The 18,144-nt window shown below is 30.7% G+C and carries 14 protein-coding genes and 1 riboswitch; of the genes, 4 read left to right on the top strand and 10 right to left on the bottom strand.

What is annotated here, in order from left to right; genetic code table 11:
• Window positions 1-609, bottom strand: a complete 609-nt coding sequence (locus ABWP20_RS06125) for a TetR/AcrR family transcriptional regulator (RefSeq protein ID WP_353094767.1) — start codon at window positions 607-609, stop codon at window positions 1-3.
• Window positions 610-843: 234 nt separating this feature from the next.
• Between ABWP20_RS06125 and ychF the strand changes: the two genes are divergently transcribed.
• The gene (gene ychF, locus ABWP20_RS06120) at window positions 844-1,941 is read left to right on the top strand and encodes a redox-regulated ATPase YchF (protein WP_353094765.1); all 1,098 of its coding nucleotides are present in this window, start codon (window positions 844-846) and stop codon (window positions 1,939-1,941) included.
• 29 nt (window positions 1,942-1,970) lie between these two features.
• Here ychF and ABWP20_RS06115 read toward each other — a convergent pair whose 3' ends face one another.
• The 9 genes from ABWP20_RS06115 to ABWP20_RS06075 form a co-directional block, all read right to left on the bottom strand.
• Complete coding sequence (locus ABWP20_RS06115) at window positions 1,971-2,426, bottom strand: hypothetical protein (protein WP_353094763.1); 456 nt, start codon at window positions 2,424-2,426, stop codon at window positions 1,971-1,973.
• Window positions 2,423-2,887, bottom strand: a complete 465-nt coding sequence (locus ABWP20_RS06110; RefSeq protein WP_353094761.1) for a DUF3990 domain-containing protein — start codon at window positions 2,885-2,887, stop codon at window positions 2,423-2,425. The genes ABWP20_RS06115 and ABWP20_RS06110 overlap by 4 nt, the downstream gene beginning before the upstream one ends.
• A 1-nt stretch (window position 2,888) precedes the next feature.
• Complete coding sequence (locus ABWP20_RS06105) at window positions 2,889-4,301, bottom strand: restriction endonuclease subunit S (protein WP_353094759.1); 1,413 nt, start codon at window positions 4,299-4,301, stop codon at window positions 2,889-2,891.
• Entirely contained in the window at window positions 4,301-5,719 is a 1,419-nt protein-coding gene (locus ABWP20_RS06100) for a class I SAM-dependent DNA methyltransferase (protein WP_353094757.1), read from the bottom strand. Before ABWP20_RS06100 ends, ABWP20_RS06105 begins: the two co-directional genes overlap by 1 nt.
• A 2-nt stretch (window positions 5,720-5,721) precedes the next feature.
• The gene (gene hsdR / locus ABWP20_RS06095) at window positions 5,722-8,988 is read right to left on the bottom strand and encodes a type I restriction-modification system endonuclease (RefSeq protein WP_353094755.1); all 3,267 of its coding nucleotides are present in this window, start codon (window positions 8,986-8,988) and stop codon (window positions 5,722-5,724) included.
• Between the two features lie 114 nt (window positions 8,989-9,102).
• Complete coding sequence (locus ABWP20_RS06090) at window positions 9,103-9,411, bottom strand: hypothetical protein (protein ID WP_353094753.1); 309 nt, start codon at window positions 9,409-9,411, stop codon at window positions 9,103-9,105.
• 346 nt (window positions 9,412-9,757) lie between these two features.
• Window positions 9,758-10,507 (bottom strand): ABC transporter ATP-binding protein, encoded by a 750-nt coding sequence (locus tag ABWP20_RS06085; protein WP_353094751.1) that lies wholly within the window; start codon window positions 10,505-10,507, stop codon window positions 9,758-9,760.
• A complete protein-coding gene (locus ABWP20_RS06080) occupies window positions 10,507-11,565 on the bottom strand; it encodes a FecCD family ABC transporter permease (RefSeq protein WP_353094749.1) in 1,059 nt (352 codons plus the stop codon). Before ABWP20_RS06080 ends, ABWP20_RS06085 begins: the two co-directional genes overlap by 1 nt.
• Complete coding sequence (locus tag ABWP20_RS06075; RefSeq protein WP_353094747.1) at window positions 11,562-12,671, bottom strand: ABC transporter substrate-binding protein; 1,110 nt, start codon at window positions 12,669-12,671, stop codon at window positions 11,562-11,564. The genes ABWP20_RS06080 and ABWP20_RS06075 overlap by 4 nt, the downstream gene beginning before the upstream one ends.
• Before the next feature lie 149 nt (window positions 12,672-12,820).
• Window positions 12,821-12,995, bottom strand: a riboswitch (cobalamin riboswitch).
• Between the two features lie 575 nt (window positions 12,996-13,570).
• On the opposite strand from ABWP20_RS06075, the gene ABWP20_RS06070 reads away from it, so the two are divergent.
• The 3 genes from ABWP20_RS06070 to ABWP20_RS06060 all read left to right on the top strand — a co-directional run bounded on the left by ABWP20_RS06070 (window position 13,571) and on the right by ABWP20_RS06060 (window position 18,115).
• A complete protein-coding gene (locus ABWP20_RS06070) occupies window positions 13,571-15,298 on the top strand; it encodes a sigma-54-dependent Fis family transcriptional regulator (protein WP_353094745.1) in 1,728 nt (575 codons plus the stop codon).
• 374 nt (window positions 15,299-15,672) lie between these two features.
• Complete coding sequence (dpaL, locus tag ABWP20_RS06065; RefSeq protein ID WP_353094743.1) at window positions 15,673-16,890, top strand: diaminopropionate ammonia-lyase; 1,218 nt, start codon at window positions 15,673-15,675, stop codon at window positions 16,888-16,890.
• 31 nt (window positions 16,891-16,921) lie between these two features.
• Window positions 16,922-18,115, top strand: a complete 1,194-nt coding sequence (locus tag ABWP20_RS06060; protein WP_353094741.1) for a YgeY family selenium metabolism-linked hydrolase — start codon at window positions 16,922-16,924, stop codon at window positions 18,113-18,115.
• Window positions 18,116-18,144 lie beyond the last annotated feature (29 nt).

The following is an 18,144-nucleotide window of genomic DNA, read 5'->3' as shown; positions in this document are numbered from 1 at the left end:
TTAATCTCCTTTTTCGATTTTTTTCAATATCATATCTAAGTAATTTTCAACTATACGATGATTCATTCCAACACCCATTACAGAATTTACAAATCCTATACCGTCTATTGAAGATAAAATAATATAGACCATAGATTCAATATCTAAATCCTTTTTAAACTCTCCATTATCAACTCCCTCTTGTAGAATATCGACTAAATCATCATAGAATATCTTATATCTTTCCTTAGGTTTATCTGCCATACTAGGATTCCTAGAAAGTACAGACCAAAATTCAAAGGTAAATCTGGACATTTTTTGAATATCTTCATGAAGAAATCCTGTTAAAGTCCAGTTTATGTAATTGATTATTTTTTCTTTACTTGAATTAATATTTCTCACCTTATTTATTATATTTTTTCTTTGTTGCAATCGCTCTTCAGCAATTTCTAAAAATATATCTTCTTTACTCTTAAAATAATAATATATCCCTCCTTTACTTATACCTGACACTTTCACTATATCATCCATAGATGTTTCTGAATAACCTTTTTCCGCAAATAAATTGAATGAATGTTTAATTATTCTTTTTCTTTTAGTTTCTTTTTTCTTATCTTCAATCTTTGACATATATCCCCCATACAAACCAACTAGTCGGTTTTTTATTTTATTATATGTTATATAATGGTAATATGCAATATTAATCTTTATATAAATGAAGCCACTCAGTGCTTTAATAACAGTCCGTCAATAATGTTATCATTGCACTTATGACCTAGATACTGTATAATTTCTTTTTGTAAAGTATTTTTTTATTTATGGAAAAATTAATATAATATTTTTATTATAGAAAGGAAATATAAAATGAAACTTGGAATAGTAGGCCTACCAAATGTAGGAAAAAGTACGCTTTTTAATGCAATAACCCAAGCTGGTGCAGAATCTGCCAACTATCCTTTTTGTACTATAGAGCCAAATGTAGGAGTAGTGGCAGTACCAGATGATAGACTTGAAAAACTAGCAAAAATATATGAGTCAAAGAAAATTGTACCAACTGCTATTGAATTTTATGATATAGCAGGGCTTGTAAAGGGAGCTAGTAATGGAGAAGGACTGGGAAACAAATTCTTATCCCATATTCGTGAAGTAGAGGCTATAGTTCACGTAGTTAGATGTTTTGAAGATGTAGACGTAGTCCATGTAGATGGAAGTATAGACCCTATTAGAGATATAGAAACTATAAATCTAGAGTTAATGTTCTCCGATATGGAACAATTAGAAAGAAGGCTGGAAAGGTCTAAAAAAGCAGCTAAAGGAGATAAAAGTCTTTCTACAGAAATTGAACTTATTCAAAGAACAATTCAATCCTTGGAAGAAGGAAAATCTGTAAGAACATTAGACTTATCACCTGAAGAAAATGAAATCGTGAAATCTTTCAATCTTCTAAGCTCAAAACCTGTTATCTATGCAGCAAATGTTTCAGAAAATGACTTAGCTGATGGTGGAAATTCAAATCCTTATGTAACTAAAGTAAAAGAATTTGCTTCTACAGAAAATGCAGAAGTAGTCGTAGTTAGTGCACAAATTGAAGCAGAAATTTCATTATTAGATGATGATGAAAAACTAGAATTCTTAAGGGATTTAGGTGTTGATAAATCTGGTCTTGATAAATTAATACAGGCATCCTATAGTTTACTAGGACTTATAAGCTTTTTAACAGCAGGTCCTATGGAGTCTAGAGCTTGGACTATAAAGAAGGGAATTTTAGCTCCTCAAGCAGCAGGTAAAATCCACTCCGATATAGAAAGAGGATTTATAAGAGCAGAGATAATAGCATTTGATGATTTAATGGCTCATGGAGGTAATATGACTTCTGCAAAGGAAAAGGGACTTGTTAGAATTGAAGGAAAAGAATATGTAATGAAAGATGGAGATGTTGTATTATTTAGATTTAATGTATAGAAAAATCCCAAGGTTAATGATCTTGGGATTTATTCAATTACTCCATATAAATAGGCATTAAGTATGTTTTGGGGTGCATCATAATAAAAGCTACTGTTAAAATCTTGAATTTTTTCGCTTATAAAAGAATTGTAAGCTGCAAATAATGCATCAATAACACTTATGTCCTTTTCTTTTGCAATACCAAGTATGAGACGTTTATATACTTTACCTATATCCCAATGACTTGGAATAGAATATTTAGTAGAAGTAATATTATCAAAATCTCCTACTGTAATATTTGATTCTCGGATAAAGTCATCGCTTACACGGTCGATATTATCACTGTGATAAATATCTGCTAATTCATAGATTTTGAAAATAGTAGATTTTCCTAATCTGTTTACAACATCAGCTCTTTTATTTTTGGTCTTTCTACCAATATATTCGATTAAACTACAAGTGAAAAAAAGATCATTTTCTTTTGGATTTTCTCTTCCCATCATTCTGGTAACTCCTCTCCTGATAAAAACTCTAAACATTTTAGTGCATTATCTGTACAGAAATTAATTTGATGTGTTGGATATTTGAATTTAGCCATTACCCAAAATTGTTCTCTTGTAATAATTCCATCAATATAATCAGCTATAAAATTGTATATTTGATCATTGGCCATAGCTCCAATTACAATATCATAATCATGAGGCTTTCCATATCGACAGTCAATAATAAAATCAAGCCATTCTTCTGTCATATCTTTGAATTCCAATATTTTAAGATTTGTGTTCATTCGTACGGTATAAGTGTTTACCAATGGTATATCATATCTTTTAGCCCATCTTTCTGCTTGCTCACGAATAATAGTACAATAAAATCCCTCTCCAAAATCCTTTGTATTTCTTCCTTTGATTATCTTTGGTTTCTTTATAGCAATATAGCTACCATGATAAACTGTCATCTTTCCCATTTTATAAATCTCCTTTATTAGATAAAACTTCCTTTAGTAATTCAATAGCTGATTCTTCAGTATTGTCATTGGTGCCTAATTCACCTCTAAAGGCTTTTGCTAGTATGGATTTTTTAAGTAGTTCTATTTGTTCTTCTAGTTCAGTTAATTCTCCTATTTTTGATTCGAAGGATAGAAGATTGTCTAGGATACGAACCATTTCTTTTTGTTCTTCTAGAGGCGGGAGGGGGATTAGTTGTTCAGGAAACTCACTAATCCTAACAGAAGGTGAATTATCTCCTCTCATCAAACTCGTTAATAAATTTGTAAAAGCATCTGATTTCAAATAGTAGTATAATAATTTAGACTCATATATTGATTTTGTTTTACACACATAAAATCCAGTTGAAGCTATCATATCGTCTTGGTCGTATTCTACTAAAGCAATATTCTTCAAATAAGGTCTAACTAATGAAATTACTACATCGCCCTTTTCTACATGTCTACTCGCTCTACTTGGTGCTTTATTAACTTCTACTATCTTCATTTCTCTAATTTGCTGATTCTTATTATCAATTGAGTCTATATCAATATAGTGAAAGAAATCTTTATCTATAGAGAATGGTTTCTTTGTTTGCATTTCTCGTATTATCTCTTTTATTTGAACCCATCTCCAAGTCTTAGGTAATCTATAGGATTTCTCTGAACATTCATTATCTATTTTTTCTATCAATGTTTCTTTAAACTCTATATCAGAATTCTCTTCTCTCCACTTATCCGTCACTTCCCCCCTAAAGGCCTTTGCAAGAATAGCTGCTTTTCTATTTTCAAATCCTTCTCTTACCCCCTCTATAAGTTCTTTTGCTTTATCTATTTTTGAGAATAAGAATTCTATTTTAGTTACTATTCGTTGTTGTTCAGATAAAGGCGACAGTGGTATAGGGTAATTTTTAACTTCTTTTGGTCTAGCACGAGTTAGCGAACCACCAACACCTGATACATTTGATTGAATAATTTCTCTAAAATAACTACTCCTTAGCATCCACATTAAAAATCTAGAATTAATCTTACCATTTGTATTTATAACAATCCATTCAGATGATGCTAGCTTAGTATACTCCGTATATTCATCAACTATCCATACTCTATTAATTCTTGGGTTTATCTTGCAAAGTAATACTTCATCCTTATAAACTTCTTGTTTATTAGATTTAATTTCACTACCTTTACATATTTCAGGTTGTTGATTATCATAACTTGGAACACTGTATAATTCAAAAGTTGTTTCACCATTATTCATTGGATTGATATTTTTAGGCCTTCTAGAATCAATGCTATAAAGTTTAACCCATATCCAATTCTCAGGAACTTCATAAGGTTGTTCCCCTACTGGAACCAACGCTTCCTTCAATAATCCTTCTATAGTCTTCTCCATTACCTATCACCATCCAAGAGTCTAAGTTCCCTTATAATACTCATTAAAAGGTCTGTGGCTTCTTCTAGTTTTGCTACTGCATCTTCTGCTGATTCTATTGGGTCTGGTAAATCTTCATAGTCTATTAAGGATTCATCTTTTATAAGTCCTAAATCTAAGCTATCTCCCTTTACCTTGATTTCCTCTCTAGTAAATCTACTCCATCTTTCATCATTTACTTTACTTCTATCTTCCGCTGTATATGCATTTATAAAATCGTTGAAATGTTCTTCTGTTAAGGTATTTTTCTTACCAAATGATTTCATATTTGTTCTTAAATCATAGAACCATACTTCCTTTGTATTATCTTTATCTGTAGTTCCTCTAGTGAAGAATAATACATTGGTCTTTACCCCTTGAGCATAGAAGATTCCAGTAGGTAGCCTAAGTATCGTATGAAGATTACATTTATCCATTAAATCCTCCCTTATTCGCTCTCCATCACCATCTTGGAATAATACATTATCAGGTAATACTACAGCTGCTCTAGCATTTCCATCTTTCTTTAATGATCTATAAATGTGTTGCAGGAAATTTAGTTGTTTATTAGATGATATAAATGTTAAATCATCTCTAGTAGGCCTTTCTCCACCTTTTTTAGTGCCAAATGGAGGATTAGTCATTACAACATCAAAGTTCTTCATTTTCTTACCTAGATTTGATAGTGTATCTCCTAAATAAATTTCTCCATCTATATCATGTAACATAGCATTCATTAATGCTAATCTATGAGTTTCTTGTACCAATTCACAGCCTGTAAAGGCTTCTTTCTTTTGAAATCCTTGTGATTTTTCATCTAAATCGAATAAATCATCTGTTTTTCTCTTTATATGCCTATCTGCTGCTATCATGAATCCGAAGGTTCCAGCTGCAGGGTCATTACATCTTTCACCTGGCTGCGGATCTATTAGCTCTACTATTACATTAATAAGTGGTCTTGGAGTAAAGTATTGGCCTGCTCCTGATTTCTTTTCATTAGCGTTTTTCTCTAATAGTCCCTCGTATAAATTGCCCAATCCTTCTTCCTTTGCACTATACCAGTCTAGTTCATCAATGGATTTAATTATCTTATCTAGGTTTTTAGGCTCATCTATATTAGAATTAGCATTAGTATAGATTTCCTTAATCTTTCCAGTTCCATTTGCACCTAGTTCTAAGAGTAATTTTCTGTAGAAATTTTTTAGCTCAATTCCTTCCTTTGCCACAAGCTTATCCCATCTATATTCTTCTGAAATGTTATTTTCAGTTCCTGTTTCTTTTGCCATTTTTAAAAATAATATATAAGTCAACTCTGTAACATATTGATGATAAGTTATTCCATCATCTCTAAGTACATTGCATAAGTTCCATAGCTTATTTACGATTTCTTGATTATTCATTTTTATGCTGTTCCCCTCTCGTCGTACAAATTCTTATTAATAACTTCAATTAATTCTTCTAATTTTCCACCAAATTGTTTATTGATTCTATCGAATCCCCCACTAGTTTCAAATGCTCCTGAATTAAAAGAATCTTTTTCAATTATATATTCCTTTATTAATTGCTTCTCGATTCTATCTAGCCATTGCTTCTGAACCTTATTCCATTTCTGTAAATCTCTAATCTTTTTCATTGCATTTTTTATTCTTTCCTCATGGTCAATCAATACACTGCCTAAAGCCTGCTGTCTTATAAAGCTAATAATATCTGCAGTAATCTCTGCATTAGTCATTTGATTATAGGCAGTATTTAAGTTAATCTCAGAAAAACCGTGTTTATATAACTCTTGTATCAAGGATTTTAATTCAGCCCTAGTAAGTTCTTGTGGTCTTTGACATGCTATTTGCAATGCAGCTATTTTGTTAAGATTATCATTTATAAACCTACCAAATTCTTCTAAATAATCTTCTGGTTTTTTAGATTCACCATAGCCAACAAAAGACTCTATTACTCTGTCCTCATGAGTTGATATAATTACTTTCCTAGGGTTGTATTCATATTCATCTAAGAACTTAAATAATTCCTTGCTCTTTTCTATGATATCAACTATTTTGTTGATATCTCCATATTTTAAATCAGCTATAAACTCATCTGGGGTCTTGCCCTTTGAATAAGATTTAAATTCCTCTAATTTATCATCTTTTAATTTCTTTTTATTTCTATGAAACTTAGCCATAATTTCATCAATATGCTTCTTCTTTTTATCCTGAGAGTCTAATTTTAGCAATTCTTCTATTAGCTCTTCAAATTTTACAGTATTTCTTGCTACTACAGGCTTCATATTAGTTACCTTTTCCAAGCCTTCATACAACTTTACAGCATCATATATATTAAAGTGTGTTTTATTTATTTCATCACACAGCCTTGTAGCTCTGCCTAGCATCTGCTCATATAGTATCCTTGATTTAACCCTTCTTAAGAATACTATATTGCATATCTGAGGAACATCAATGCCCGTAGATAATAAGTCCACTGTAACTGCTATAGCTGGATAATCCTCATTTTTATATTTCTTGATAGCTAGTTCAGAATCTTTAATTGATCCTGTTATTTTCATTACAGCATCATCATCAATATCAATTCCTTTTTCTCCATATATCTCCTTAATCAATCTAACAACAACATCTGCATGATTATCAGTTGCAGCAAATATTAATGTCTTCTCTGGACCTTCTGGAGATATATAATCTAGAATTTCTTCTAATACAACTCTGTTAAAGTTCTCATTTAATACCTTCTTATTGAAATTCTCTATCTCTATATTTAAATCATCTGGAAGCTCTGCACTATTTATAATTTCATTTGTAATAGGATCATATATTGGAACTATGTCCCCCGCCTTATAGTTAATCCCTTCATTACTTAATTCGGTTATAATTCTGTGAGGTGGTTCATGATCAACTAAATATCCATCAATTACTGCTTCTCTATAAGAATATTCAAATACAGGTTTGCCAAATATAGCTGTAGTATGTAAAGCAGGTGTAGCAGTAAGCGCTATCTTAGTAGCATCAAAATATTCTAATACATTTCTATACTTACTTACATAATCATCTTGATTTCTAAATTCTAACTCTACTTCTCCCATTTCTTTATCGAGTAAATAGCCCCTATGGGCTTCATCTACAATTATACAATCATAATCATCTACTTTGGATACCACTTCGGCTGAATACATAATTCTTTTTACCATTCCTTGTACAGTTGCTATATGAAGCTTTGTAGTAAGTTCTGGTGTCTTATCATCAAGACTTTTAATATCATACATGGAATTAAATGTCTGTAAGTCTTCAATTATTGTTTCTTTAAATGTATCTTCAGTTTGATTTCCTAAAGCAGAACGATCAACTAAAAAAAGTATTCTCTTAAACCTACCAGTCTTTATAAGCCTATAAACTAAGCCTACTATAGTTCTAGTTTTACCTGTACCAGTTGCCATGGATAATAATATATAATCTTTTCCATTAGCTATAGCAGCTTCTGTTGCCTTAATAGCATCAATTTGATATTGTCTAAGACTTAACCCCTTACGATCTTTTAAGTACTCAAGAGATTCTTCTTCTAAGCTCTTTGTTGCTCCTTCTATGTCTTTATCTAATAAATCCTTAAGGCCTTTAGGAGTATACCACGATTGTAAGGCTTTTGGATGATTCGTGGATTCCCTAGCATCTAAGAACCATATGCCTGATTTTTCTTCTAATTGTTTTAAATACTTTCTTCCATTTGTAGAAAATAGAAATGGTACCTTGTAATCTCCCCAGGTTCTAATCACATATTCACTATGTTCATCCTTAATATTCTTTGCGTAATCTTTACAATCTTCTATATCTGAAGGAATATCTTTGCTTCCCCTTTTAGCTTCTACTAGACCCACAATTTCCGTTCCAACAAATAGAGCATAATCAGCCCTACCACTTCTCCTAGATCCAACAGCAGATGTAGGCCATTCTGCTATTGCCATATTCTTGTTTTTTTGCGGTCTTGTACCATTAGCATATCTAAGTATCTTGGTATCTGCTTCCCATCCACAACTCGTTAATTGTTCATCAATAAGTTTTCTAGTTTCATCTTCATTTAATTCAATTAGAGAAGCTGCTCTTGCAGATTTTTCTTGTCTTTCTTTAGTACTTTCGTCAGTCTTCTGAATTCTCAGTTGATTAAGTTCTCTTTGTAACTGCTTTAATTTATTTTCATAATCTAGAGTTAATTCTTCACTTTCTTTTCTTAACTGCTCTATATAATTCTTCTCATTACTCTCTGTAGGCATCACAAAATCTCTTGGTTCAAAGCTCCAATCACCATAGGTTTGCATAAACCATGTAGATAGTTTGAAAACCAGACTCGTATTAATCTTTGCATCCTCAACACTACTATAATTTTCATGAGCTGCTTTATTCCTTGATATCCTTAATGTATAAAGTATCTGATCTATCTCACAAGGTAGTAGATCATTTTGTTTTAAAACTCTTATCCTATTTATTTGACTATCATATGTTGGGTATTCTAGATTATCATAAGCAAACATATAATCAACTATTAGTTCTGCAAACATACCTAACTTTATTAAGCTTGTATTTGAATCCTGATAAATGTTCTTTTCAGCTAATTTCCCCAAATTAGCTAACATAGGCCATCTTTGTTCTAGAAATTGAAAATTGCTTTGAAACATTTTTTCACCCCTTAGAAACTGTATTCATATTTATCCCCTATTGCCTTATTTGTATTACATTTATTGTAATCTTATTTAACATAATTTTCAAATATAAAGGATATAACCAACCCATTATGATATAACAATCTTCCATGAAGTTTCTAGTACATTAATTATTTTTTCAACTATATTCCTTAGCTCCTCTTCATTCCCAATTCCTTTTACATTAATATGTCCATTCTTGCTACAGATATTTTTGTATTCATCTAATAATTCAACATATAAAAATCCTCCTACACCACCTTGTGTCAATAGTCTTAGTCTTTCTAATATTATTCTATGCTTGCCCTTTTTAGTATAAGTAAAATTTGTTCCTTCAGAAATTTCATGCTTCTTTAAGCCATAAGAAAGCATAATCTGTTCAATTTGGCTGTAGTTCATATATTTGTCCCTCCCAATGTTATATACTAAGATTATAACATATTAAGAGCATAGTAATTTTTCCTATGATTTTTTATATAATATTTAGGATATAATTATTATAGGTAAATATATTTTATTATTTTTAACTTCATATTGACAAGCTATTTTGCATATAATGTAATGATCTTACCGTTCAAACCCATGTTCCTTACGAGGATTGGCCTATTTTTATGAGGTGAAAACTATTATCTTATGAGATTTAATGTGTAAATATAATGCCTAGGATCATAATTGATCTTAGGCATTATATTTTATAAAGAATATTTATTTAGTTTTATCTTTTAAAATTTCCTTCAAAATAGCACTATTTCATTACCACAATCTTTCTATTATGGTGATAAATTATTTCCACTGGTATTCCATAAGTATTCTTAATAATATCCTCATCTATTACCTTATCTTCATCACCATAAGAAAATATCTTAGTATCCTTTAATATTAAAAACTTATCACAATATCTTGATGCTAAGTTTAAGTCATGGATAGAAATTAGTATGCTAATATCTTTCTTTCTAGATATATCCCTTAATATTTCCATAGTCTTCTTTTGATGCTTCATATCTAAATTACTAGTAGGCTCATCTAGGAGTATTACTCTAGGTTCTTGGGCCATGGCTCTTGCTATCATAACTCTTTGTCTTTCCCCACCAGATAATTGATTTATTCCCTTAAATGCAAATTCTTCCAACTGAAAATCTTCAATTATTCCCAATATAATCTCATTATCATTTGAATTTTTACTATTATAGGGGGATCTGCCCATTTTTATATATTCAAATACGGATATAGGAAATACTAAATCTATATTTTGTGGTACATATGATATATACTTAGCTCGTTCTTTTAAAGATAAACTTTTTAAATTAATATCATCCACTATACAAATACCCTGATTTTTTAATAAATCCAATATACATTTTAATAAAGTAGTCTTTCCCGTACCATTAGGTCCTAAAAGCCCTAGTACTTCTCCACTTTCCACTTCAAAGGATATATCTTGGATTATTTTTTTATTATCATATGAGAAGTCTATATTTTCTACCTTTAAACCCATTAGTAACTCCTCCTATTTAAAACTACTTGATGCAAAAATATCGGTACTCCTAAAAAGGATATTACTATTCCTACTGGTACAATTACAGGAGATAATATTAATCTACCTATTGTATCAGCTATAATTATTAGCATGGCTCCTACTATGGCTGATCCTGGTAATAAATATTTATAGTTATTACCTATAATGGCTCTAGTTATATGTGGTGCTGCTAACCCTATAAATCCAATAACACCTGTGAAACTTATTATAGCTGCTGTACATAGGGCAGATAATATGCTTCCTATGATTCTCAAAACTCCCGGATTTATTCCCATGGTTTTTGCTAATTCATCTTCCATAATTGCCATAATTGTAAATTTATCATTTAATAACATTAATATCACTAAACATGAAATCACAAAGACACCTACAATTTTTACATGTGCCCACTCTGCTCCATTTAAAGTTCCAAAGGTCCAATTTATAACTTTAGCTAATTTATCATCATCTGCAATAAACTGTATAGTTGTTGAACATGCTTGAAATAAATAATTTAATGCAATTCCTGTTAATATTATGGACTGTGAGCTCATGGACATTTTCCTTGCCGTTAAAAATATTATCATTGTACATACCATAGCAGCTATGAATGCATTTGTTACAATACCTAGCTGAGAGCTTCCAAATAATCCAAAGCCAAATACTATAGCTATGGAAGCCCCAAATCCTGCTGCACTGGATATACCTGTAGTAAAGGGACTAACAAGTGGATTCCTTGTTATTCCCTGCATTATTACACCTGATATAGATAGACCTATTCCAGCTAATAGCCCTAGTACTGTTCTAGGCAATCTAAGATTCAATATAACCTTTTCTGTAGTGCTTAGATTGGAAGATTTTAAAATCCCCTTTAGTATTGTTTTCCAAACATCCATAATAGATGAATCTGTTATTCCTAAAGAAGTACATATTACAGATATTATTAATAATCCTATAAATGCTGATACTAGAAATATTACCTTCCTAGATTCTTTCTTCTGATAATTTTCTAGTATTTCATTTTTCTTGTCTATCATTTAAGATCATTAACTCCGTAGAAGTGACCATCTATATTCTTAAATCCTTGAAAATCTTCCATCCAAGCTCTAAATACTTCATCTGGATTTAATTCTGGTAGAAGGTCTGGATACATCCATTTAGCTATATACATTGTACCTACTAGTTTAGATGCTCCACCATGACTAAATTGAGTCATGAAGAATACTTCTTCATTTTTAACTGCATTTATATCATCCCAACTAGGTCTTGAAATTATTTCATTATAAGTATTTACAAAATCATCCTTTGTTGGTGGTTCATATAAACCAGTTCCTTTTATAGCTTTATCTGGAGTTATTAATTTTATAATAACATCTGGATTTCTTTTTATTACTTCTTCTGGATCTATTTCAGATTTTTTTATATTCTCAAAATCACTTGCGAATATATTATTCGCTCCGCCAAATGCTGCCATATCAAAGAAATAATCTCCTGGCAATGTAGAATTTAATGGAGATGTTGTTTCTAGATACAAGGTCTTCTTATGTTCTTCTGCTACATTTGCTTTAATATATTCTAATTTATCGTTAAAATAGTCATAGAATTCTTTTGCCTTATCCTCTGTACCAAACATCTTTCCTATGTTTTCTACTTGATTTTTAAAATCAGAAGTATCATACCCTGAAATTACGAAAACTTTAATACCAAATGGAGCAAGTTTTTCTTCAGCCTCTTCATATGTACCATTAGATGGTAATATAAGAACTTGAGGATTTAATTCGATTATTTTTTCATAGTTTAATTCGCTTGGCCCTTTTCCTATTACATTATCAGGATCAAACTGAGCCCAGTACTCTCTATCTTGAGCAGTACTTGTATCTACTGATATAACCCTATCAATTGCCCCAGATGCTCTTATTAACTCAGAGCCATATCTATTTGCTACAACTGCTGTTTCAACTGGATATGGTAAAGTAACTTCTCTACCTACATTATCAATTAATGTAATTTCTTGTACCTCATCTTCTTGTCCTTCAACTACTTTTGATTCCTCTTCCTTAATTATTTCTTTTCCCTTACATGCTGTTAAGCCTAAGGTTAAAGCTAATAATAAGGCTAATAACATAGTTAACTTCTTATTCATCATTCTCTCTCCTCTGAAAGTATTATCGAACTTTATTACTAAATCCCAATAAAAAAACTATTATCATCATATTCCGTAATTTTTCCTAAAGAAATATGAAAACAATAGTAAGTAACTGTTTTCAATTACCTATTTTCGACGGAAATAGGAATAAATTCAAATATTAAGCAGGTTTTCTGACTTATGCGTAACATGTGTTTAGCCTTCTCACATTAGCAATGGCATAATTAAACACACTATCATTTACAGCGACCGGATCGTTTAAGATTTTCACTTAATTCCCTTTTAACGATATAACATCGCACTTAATATCTTATTCAATTAAGATTAATTATACCACCCTTATAATCCTATATCAAACCTTAAATTAAACTCTATTTCCATCTATATAAGCAAAAATATTCTTACTGTTAAATGGTAAAAACCTAACTATAATACTAAATCATAGCTTACCAATATTTACTGACTTATACTTTTAAAACCATAATCATTATAAACCAATATATAGTTTATAAACATAATCTCTAATTTTAAGTTTCTTAAAATAATTTCATAAAATATATTTTTCTGCTGCAGTTCATTGCAAATACTTAAATAATCAAATTAATATATAGAAACTCAATTTGATTATTTTAAATTTATAATGCTTTTTATTTAAAATAATTAAGCTAATCTTATTCTTTTATTATAATATTAGCCTTTAAACCTACTCATCAGATATATGAGTCATCGTTGAAAGGACAATATTATTTGATATAATATATAAAAATAGTAAAAATTATTTTCTTAGAAACCTGTACTTTAAGTTAAATAAGTACACTGAATTTAACAAATGAATTTAGAATAAAATTGTATTTTATAATGCAAAATATAATAAATCTGATTGGATTGGTGACAGAATGACTAGTATCCTTAAAGGTATGCAAGAAACTGTAATTAAATATGCTGAGGTTTTATCAAAGGTTCTTAGAGTAGATGTTGAAATTGTAGATAAACATCTCTTAAGAATAGCAGGAACTGGAATGTTTGCTGATAATATAAATGAATATATTAGTGAAGAAGGATATGTATATAATCAGGTAATGAAAACTGGAAAATACCAGATGATAATGGATCCCGGAAAACATTCTATATGTAAATACTGCCATAAACAGGGAAAATGTGAGGAAACCTTTGAAGTTAGTATGCCTATAAAAATTGATGAAAAAGTAATTGGTGTAATAGGCTTAGTATGCTTTAGCAAAGAACAGCGAGACCATATTATTGATAATCTCTCCATATTTACAGCCTTTTTAGAACAAATTTCTGATCTGATGTCTTCCAAGGCAAGGGAAGAATTAGAAAAACATCAAATGTTAAATCTAATAGAGTTATTAAAAAATGTAATAGATAAGGTAGAGCAAGGAGTTCTCATCGTTGATCAAAATATAAATATAGTAAGGACAAATAATACAGCAGTTAAGATGCTTGAATTAGAAAGTCTAAACTCTAAGATAAAAATAAGAAAAACTGAAAACCAAATTCTCAATCTCAATGAATATGAAATAGTTATAAATAATAAATTATATACAATAATTGGTGAAGATTATAAAATAGTAAAAAATGAAAATGATTATGATCAGATCTTTATCTTTACTGACTTAGATTCTCTTTCTAATCTTGGAGCATCAATTAATATTACAAAAGAAAACTTAGGGCTTGACAATATAATAGGAGATTCCTCTGAAATAAAGTTTTTAAAATCAAAGGTAAAAAAAGTGGCTACATCAAACTCTACGGTTTTGATTACCGGTGAAAGCGGTACTGGAAAAGAATTATTTGCTAGAGCTATCCATATGGAAAGTGAAAGATGTGAAAATGCTTTTGTAGCTATTAACTGTGCAGCCATTCCAGATGCCCTTCTTGAAAGTGAATTATTTGGTTATGTTAAAGGGGCCTTTACTGGTGCCGATCCTAAAGGAAAAATAGGTAAAATAGAATTTGCAAATAATGGAACTTTATTCTTAGATGAAATCGGAGACATGCCATTATATCTACAATCAAAATTACTTCGAGTTTTAGAACAAAGGGAAATTGTACGTCTTGGATCAAATAGCCCTATGGCTGTAGATGTAAGAATTATTGCAGCGACAAATAAAAATTTGGAAAAGCTTATTGAAGATGGTATGTTTAGAGAGGATTTATTCTATAGACTAAATGTAATCCCCTTTACAATACCACCATTAAGACATAGAAAAGAAGATATTAGGATAATGACAGATTATTTCACTATAAAATACTCAAAGCTTTTTAAAAAAGGTAAAGTTGAATTTACTAATGGTGTATTTGATATTTTCTATAAATACAAATGGCCTGGAAATGTTAGGGAGTTGGAAAATGTAGTTGAGTATATAATGAATATGGTAGAAAAAAATGGAATAGTAAATGCAGAATTATTACCTAAAAAATTATTGCTGGAAGAGGAGTTAGATACTGCATCATTATCTCTAGAAGCAATGGAAAAAGAATATATTAAAAAAGCCCTAAAACTTTATGGCAATACTCCAGATGGTAAACAAGAGGCTGCATCCCAATTGGGAATAGGTATTGCAACCTTATATAGAAAAATAAAGAAATATAATTTATGACTATTATCAAAATGATAATTGACTATCATTTTGATAATGCTCTAATTTACAATCTTAGGCGGATAAACAGGCTAAAATATTTAAAGCTATTATCAAAATGATAATAGCTTTAAATATTTTTTTCAAAAAATAGATGATAAAATACTAAATAAAATTTAACTAATGTGTGAATTTAAAGGTTTATAGACCACCCAATTAAAATTTTGGAAACATTGGCATGGTCCTTGCATTTAATTTAAGTAACAACTAATTAAATCGAAAAAAATATAATCTCCTATATATTTAAACTATAAAACTAATAAATCAAGTTAGAAAATTAACTTTGGAGATTTCCTGTTCCATTAGTTGTTCAATATATTTCAAAGGAGGCAAATATGATTAAGGACTTAATAAAATCATATCTGGCAGAAGAAGTCAGAAACCTATCTAAACCTAAAGTAAGCGTTGATTATATATTAGAGGAGGTTGTTGAAAAAGTAAGGGCATTTCATAAAAGCTTTGACGAGTATTCCATAACACCATTACATAGGTTAGATAACTTGGCAAAGCATGTTGGAGTTAAAAATATTTTCTTAAAAGATGAATCCTATAGATTTGGACTTAATGCTTTTAAAGTATTAGGAGGATCTTATGCTATAGGAAGTTATCTAGCTAATAAATTAGGACTTGATATATCAGAAGTATCTTTTGATTTATTAAAATCTAAGGAAATAAAGGAAAAATTAGGGGATATAACATTTGTTACTGCTACAGATGGTAATCATGGTAGAGGTGTTGCATGGGCTGCAAATCAATTAGGACAAAAATCCGTAGTTTATATGCCAAAGGGATCCTCAAAAACAAGACTTGAAAATATTAGAAAAGAAGGCTCTGATGCTAGTATTATTGATGGAAATTACGATGAAGCTGTAAGATTTGCAGATGAAATGGCAAAAAAATATGGCTGGGTAGTAATCCAAGATACTGCTTGGGAAGGTTATGAAGATATACCACTTTGGATAATGCAAGGTTATGGAACTTTAATATCAGAAGCTATAGAACAACTTAAAGAAATTGACATAGAAAAACCAACTCATGTATTTGTTCAAGCAGGAGTAGGATCATTTGCAGGCTCTGTGCAAGGCTATTTAGCAGCAAAATATGGAGAAAATAGACCTATAACTGTAGTAGTAGAACCAAATGAAGCATCTTGCTTATATAACTCAGCAAAATTAGGAAAAATTGAAGCAGTCACAGGAGATATGTCAACTATTATGGCAGGACTTGCTTGTGGAGAACCTAATACTATTTCTTGGGAAATTTTAAGGGATTATTCCGATGCATATTTATCCTGTCCAGATTATGTTTCAGCTAGAGGTATGAGAATATTAGCATCTCCATTAAAGGGAGACCCTCAAATTGTATCAGGAGAATCAGGAGCAGTAGGAATTGGTGTAGTTTCCTTAATTATGGAAAGAGAAGAATACAAGGATTTAAGAGAAAAATTAGGACTTAATGGAAACTCTACAATACTTTTAATAAGCACTGAGGGAGATACAGATCCTCAAAAATACAAAGAAATAGTATGGGATGGAGATTATACATCACTTTAAAAATCACTTTTAAAATATAGGAGGAGATCAAATGAATTTTAGTAACATTAAATTAACAGCAGCTAAATATGAGAAAGATATGACTAAGTTTTTAAGAGACTTAGTAGCTATTCCTGGAGAAAGCTGTAATGAAGAAAAAGTAATAAACCGTATTGCGGAAGAAATGAAAAAACTAGGATTCAACAAAGTAGAAATCGACCCTATGGGTAATGTATTAGGATATATGGGCAATGGAGAAAAATTAATTGCTTATGATGCTCATATAGACACAGTAGGTATTGGAGAATTATCAAATTGGACTTTCGATCCATATGAAGGATATGAAACAGATACCGAAATAGGTGGTCGTGGAACGTCTGATCAACTCGGAGGCATTGTATCTGCTGTATATGGTGCAAGAATAATGAAAGATTTAGATCTATTAAGTGATAAATATACTGTATTAGTAACAGGTACAGTACAAGAAGAAGATTGTGATGGCTTATGCTGGCAATATATCATCAATGAAGATAAAGTAAAACCTGAGTTCGTAGTCATTACTGAACCTACAGACGGAAATATATACAGAGGACAAAGAGGTCGTATGGAAATCCGTGTTGAGGTTAAAGGAGTATCTTGTCATGGTTCTGCTCCAGAACGTGGTGAAAATGCTATTTATAAAATGTCAGATATACTTCAGGAAGTAAGAGAACTCAATGATAAATTACATTATGATCCTTTCTTAGGAAAAGGTACTTTAGCAGTTTCAGAAATCTTCTTCACATCTCCATCACGTTGTGCAGTATCTGATATGTGTGCAATTTCTATAGACCGTCGTTTAACTGACGGAGAAACATATGAAATGGCATTAGAAGAAATTCGCCAATTACCATTTGTAAAGAAATACAATGCTGAAGTTACTATGTATAAATATGATCGTCCTAGCTTCACTGGACTTGTATATCCTACAGATTGTTATTTCCCTACTTGGGTAATTCCAGAAGATCATGCTGCTACTAAAGCATTAGTAGAATCCTTTGAGGGAATGTATGGAACTCCTGTTGTAGATAAATGGACATTCTCAACAAACGGAGTTTCAATAATGGGTCGATATGGAATACCTTGTATAGGATTCGGACCTGGAAAAGAAGCAGAGGCTCACGCTCCTAATGAAAAGACTTGGAAGGCTGATTTAGTTAAATGTGCTGCTGTATATGCAGGAATACCTACTCTATACTGTAAATAATAAAATCAATAAAAATCAATTGTGAAGGG

Source organism: Tissierella praeacuta (assembly GCF_040396155.1).
Taxonomy (GTDB): domain Bacteria; phylum Bacillota; class Clostridia; order Tissierellales; family Tissierellaceae; genus Tissierella; species Tissierella praeacuta_A.
This window is presented reverse-complemented; position numbering and strand designations above follow the sequence as displayed.